Annotated in this window: 7 protein-coding genes; 1 reads left to right on the top strand and 6 read right to left on the bottom strand. The window is 70.7% G+C overall.

The features are described from left to right. Positions 1-130: 130 nt before the first annotated feature. The 6 genes from hypD to WA805_RS29415 are packed head-to-tail and all read right to left on the bottom strand — an operon-like array spanning position 131 to position 4311. Positions 131-1285: a hydrogenase formation protein HypD gene (hypD, locus tag WA805_RS29440; protein WP_425243952.1), complete on the bottom strand. Its 1155-nt coding sequence runs from the start codon at positions 1283-1285 to the stop codon at positions 131-133. 14 nt (positions 1286-1299) lie between these two features. Then, positions 1300-1572 (bottom strand): HypC/HybG/HupF family hydrogenase formation chaperone, encoded by a 273-nt coding sequence (locus tag WA805_RS29435; protein WP_422288922.1) that lies wholly within the window; start codon positions 1570-1572, stop codon positions 1300-1302. Beyond that, positions 1550-2323: a D-sedoheptulose-7-phosphate isomerase gene (locus tag WA805_RS29430; protein ID WP_424562742.1), complete on the bottom strand. Its 774-nt coding sequence runs from the start codon at positions 2321-2323 to the stop codon at positions 1550-1552. Before WA805_RS29430 ends, WA805_RS29435 begins: the two co-directional genes overlap by 23 nt. Further along, on the bottom strand, positions 2323-2547 hold the full coding sequence (locus WA805_RS29425; RefSeq protein ID WP_422339736.1) for a HypC/HybG/HupF family hydrogenase formation chaperone: 225 nt from the start codon (positions 2545-2547) through the stop codon (positions 2323-2325). Before WA805_RS29425 ends, WA805_RS29430 begins: the two co-directional genes overlap by 1 nt. Continuing rightward, on the bottom strand, positions 2544-3167 hold the full coding sequence (locus WA805_RS29420) for a D-sedoheptulose-7-phosphate isomerase (protein WP_422278284.1): 624 nt from the start codon (positions 3165-3167) through the stop codon (positions 2544-2546). Before WA805_RS29420 ends, WA805_RS29425 begins: the two co-directional genes overlap by 4 nt. Further along, the gene (locus tag WA805_RS29415; protein WP_425243951.1) at positions 3094-4311 is read right to left on the bottom strand and encodes a TDT family transporter; all 1218 of its coding nucleotides are present in this window, start codon (positions 4309-4311) and stop codon (positions 3094-3096) included. The genes WA805_RS29420 and WA805_RS29415 overlap by 74 nt, the downstream gene beginning before the upstream one ends. 72 nt (positions 4312-4383) lie before the next feature. Here WA805_RS29415 and WA805_RS29410 point away from each other — a divergent pair. Further along, a partial coding sequence (locus WA805_RS29410; RefSeq protein ID WP_425243950.1) for a helix-turn-helix domain-containing protein occupies positions 4384-4619 on the top strand: 236 nt, incomplete at its 3' end.

Here is a 4619-nt window from a genome sequence, read left to right as displayed (position 1 = left end):
GCCGGGGACGGCTCGGCCGGCGACGCGGAAGCGGGACCAGCGGCCTCCTCGTGCTCCCGCAACGCCTGTTCGATCCACCCGCCGCCGGCAGAACCACCGCCGCCAGGGCCCTGGCGGGTGTCCCCGGCGGTCACGAGTTGCCCGCCGACCCCGCCGACCCCGCCGGCACCGCCTCGAGAACCCGGTGCCGTTCCACCCGGCCGAAGTTGTAGTACGCGGCGCAGGCGCCTTCCGGCGACACCATGCAGGTGCCGATCGGCGTCTCCGGCGTGCACGCCGTCCCGAACACCTTGCACTCCCACGGCTTCAGCACGCCCTTGAGCACCTCGCCGCACTGGCACGCCTTCGGGTCGGCGACCCGCACCCCGGGCACGGAGAACAGCCGCTCGGCGTCCATCGCCGCGTACTTGTCCCGGACGCGGAGCGCCGAGTGCGAGATGAACCCGAGCCCGCGCCACTCGAAGTACGGCCGCAGCTCCATCGTCTCGCCGATGGCGCGTAGCGCCACCGGGTTGCCGTTCCACGGCACGACCCGCGAGTACTGGTTCTCGATCTCGGCACGCCCGTCAGCGAGCTGCAGCATGAGCATGTAGATGGACTGCAGGATGTCCAGCGGCTCGAAGCCTGCCACCACGACCGGCTTCCCGTAGTCCCGCGCGATGAACTCATACGGCCGGCAGCCGATGACCGTAGACACGTGCCCCGGCCCGATGAACCCATCGAGCCGCAGGTCGGGGGAGTCCAGGATGGCCTTGATCGCCGGCACGATCGTCACGTGGTTGCAGAACACCGAGAAGTTCGTCAATCCCTCGGCGGCGGCGCGCAGCATCGTCATCGCGGTGGACGGCGCCGTCGTCTCGAACCCGATCGCCATGAAGACGACCTGACGGTCCGGGTTCTGACGCGCGATCTTCAGCGAGTCGAGCGGCGAGTACACCATCCGGATGTCCGTCCCTGACGCCTTGGCGTCAAAAAACGACCCGCTAGACCCGGGCACCCGCATCATGTCCCCGAACGAGGTCATGATCACGTCCGGCCGCGCCGCCAGGTGCATCGCGTCGTCGACCCGGCCCATCGGGATCACGCAGACCGGGCAGCCGGGCCCGTGTACCAGCGTGACGGACTCGGGCAGGTAGTCCTCGAGGCCGTGCTTGTAGATCGTGTGGGTATGCCCGCCGCACACCTCCATGAGCTTGTACTGCCGGCCGGGCTCGCACAGCGCCGCGATCTTGGCCGCGAGCGCGCGGGCCTGGTCCGCGTCACGGAATTCGTCGACAAATCGCATCGCCGGCCGCTCCCTTACTCGATCAGTGACTCCTGCAACGCCTTGATCTCGTCCTCGTACGCCTGGCCGATCCCCTCGAGGAACGCCATGGCCGCGGCCGCCTCGGCCTCGTCGATCTTGGACAGGGCGAAGCCGACGTGGATCAGCACCCACTCGCCTGGCTTGGGCGGGTCGTCAGCCAGCAGCCCGATGTTGATCAGCCGCTTGACGCCGCTGACGTTCACCTTGGCGAGGTCGGGCTGCTCTGGGTGGAGCTCGACCACCTCACCCGGTATGCCGAGACACATGTGACACCTCCTCCGGATCCGGATCCGGGTCCGCATCTGACACGAGAGCCGCAATGGCGAGCTCCCAGAACACCTGGTAAATCGTGGTCTGCGCCTCCTGGATCCGGTGGATCGACGTGGTAGGCGCCACGAACAGGTAGTCGATGCTGTCCAGTTCGGCCATCTTGCCGCCGTCGTAGCCGGCCAGCCCGATGGTGAGCATCCCGCGCCGGCTCGCCTCGTCGAAGGCGCGCAGCAGGTTCGGCGAGTTGCCGCTGGTCGACAGCCCGACGGCGATGTCGTCCCGGCCGCCGAACGCGGCGAGCTGCCGCGAGAACACCACGTCGACGCCGATGTCGTTGCACAGCGCCGTCACCACGGCCGTGTCGTTGGCCAGCCCGAACGCCGGCAAAGCCGGAACGCCGCCGCCCGGATCCAGGAACAGCGTCGCCAGCTGCTGCGCGTCCGTGGCACTGCCGCCGTTGCCGAACGCGAACAGCTGTCCGCCGGCCAGGAACCGGCCGGCGGCCCGCCGCGCGCACTCCGCCAGCCGCGCGCCGTCGCGCTCGCAGATGACCCGCCGTAGCTGCAAGATCTCCTCGGCCTTGGCCGTCGTGGAGGCGCGCACCTGCTCGAGCACGGCGGACAGGTCCGACGAGTCCGCGTAGAGGAACGGGTACAGCGCCTCCATCGCGGCAGTGCCATCCGAGGGGCCGTCCGTGGGGCCGTCCGTGGAGCCGTTCGTGGGGCCGTCCGTTGGCGGCGTGCTCATCAGGTCACCGCCTCCCCGGCGCGCTGCACCACGGCGATCGCCTCGCTGGCGTGCACCAGGATCGTGTCGCCTGCCGCGGCGGACACCAGCGCGACGCTCACCTCCTCGCAGGTGCCCTGGCCGGTGTCGACGACGGCGAGCGAGTCGGGCAGCAGCCGCAGCACCGTGACCTCCACGGCGATGTCCCCGCAGGTGATGCAGTGGTCGCCCTGGCATTCGGTCATCGCACGACCTCGGGACCGAGCACCCCCGGCTGTTCGAAGAACACGTGCACCAGCTCCCATAGCACGTGGTAGGTGGTCACCTGCAGTTCCTTCACTACCCGCGGATCGCTGGAGGCGACGATCAGCAGGTGGTCGACCGCGGGACTGGCCGCCACCCGGCCGCCGGACCCGCCCGCCAGCGCGATCGTCAGCAAGCCCATCTCATGTGCCGCCTCGAGCCCCGCGAGCACGCTCGGGCTGGCGCCGTCGGCGGAGATCCCCATGGCGATGTCAGCAGGCCGGGCCACGGCGCGCAGCTGGCGGGCGAAGATCGCCGCCACGCCTTCCCGCTCGGCTATCCCGGTGACCGTGGCCACATCTGTCGTCAGCGAGATGGCGGGCAGCGCGCGCTTGCCGACGATCACGGGGTGCACGAACTCCACCGCGACGTGCTGCGCGTCGGCGCTCGGCCCGCCGGTGCCGAAAACGATGAGCTTGCCGCCCCGGTGGAAACGCACCGCCATCGCGTGACAGGCATCAGCGACGGCGCCCGCCTGCCTGGCCAGGTCACGCGCGGGCTCGCTGCGCAACTCGAACAGCTGGCAAACCTCGGGCGGCGGTGGCGTCACCGTTGAAGCCATAGCAGCACCGTAAGACACTTCTGGGGGGTAGTCCAGCCTTCCCGCGGACACTTCTGGCGGCCGTCCGCGCCAGCACCACGAGCCACGCGACGGCCAGCAGCGCGAACAGCACCACGCTCGCCCAGCGCAACACCTCGGAATCCGTGCGGGCGGCCAGCGCGATCGTCCCTGTCACGCAGGTCCCGACCGGGAACGTGAAGCTCCACCAGGTCGGCCCGAACGGCATCCCGCCGCGTACCGCCCGCGCCGTCAGCGCCGCCGCGATGGCCAGCCACAGCATCGCGAACCCCCACGTCGGCAGCCCGTACAGCAGGGCGAACACGTCAGCCCCCGCCGGGTACGGCGCGCGCAGCCCCAGCCCGGCGACCCGCGCCAGGTTCCCTGCCGCGGTGATCGACTGCCCAAGCGGCCCGAGCACGATCCAGCAGGTGGGCACCATGACGGCGGGCAGCGTCTTGTAGGTGACCAGCCGCGACCACACCAAGGGGATGATGATCATCGACGCGAACAAGCTGATGCCGAACATCGCGTAGCACCCCGCCAGCAGCGTCAGCCGCGCCTGACCGGCCGCGGCGTACGGCACGAGCAGCGCCCCGTTCGCCGCGGACACCATCGGCGGGACCACCGGCATCAGCCAGCCGCCGAACGCCCCGTCCGCCTCGATCTGGTGCCGCGTCATCATCAGGTACGGGATCCAGCAGGCGGTGATCAGCCCGAGCACGGTCCCCAGCGCCCACAGCGCCCAGTCGGTGTCCACCGCCGCGCTGAGCCCCAGCCAGTCCCTGCCGACCAGCAGCGTCCCGCCGCCGACGGTCATCAGCGCCATCGCCGGCGCCCCCCAGAACTGCGCCATGACCGGGTTGGCCGCGTGCGCGAGCGCCCGCTCCCTGTGCCGGAGCCACTGCGCCGCGAGCGCGCCGGTGAAGACGACGAGCAGCGCGGCGGCCAGCACCCACACCGCCAGCGCGAACGCGCGCAGCCCCGGGACGCGCAGCGGCAGCGTCGCCGCCGCGATCGCCACGATCCCGGTGCCCATGACAGCCGCGAACCAGTTCGGTGCCACGCCGAGCACCACGTCTCCCAGCCGGTGCTTCTCTTCCCTTATCCCGAACGGGCGCGGCTGACTCTGGAGCTGATCGATCATGACATCGAGCATCACCGCGATCCGCCCCCGCCGGGTAGACGCGAATCGGGCATGGAGCCATAACCTGACGTTATGACACTTCCTGAACGGGTGACCGACCTGATGCCGTTCGACCTGCTGCTCTCCGTAGCCCGGCTGGGCAGCCTCGGGCTCGCGGCGCGGGAGCACGGGATCTCCCAGCCGGCCGCCAGCACTCGCATCCGGCGGCTTGAGCGCCGCCTGGGCGTGGCGCTGATCGAGCGGTCCCCGCACGGCTCGCGGCTGACCGCGCACGGCGAGCTGGTCGCCGGCTGGGCGCAGGCGGCGGT

It is taken from the genome of Trebonia sp. (assembly GCF_049794275.1).
Taxonomy (GTDB): domain Bacteria; phylum Actinomycetota; class Actinomycetes; order Streptosporangiales; family Streptosporangiaceae; genus Trebonia.
This window is presented reverse-complemented; position numbering and strand designations above follow the sequence as displayed.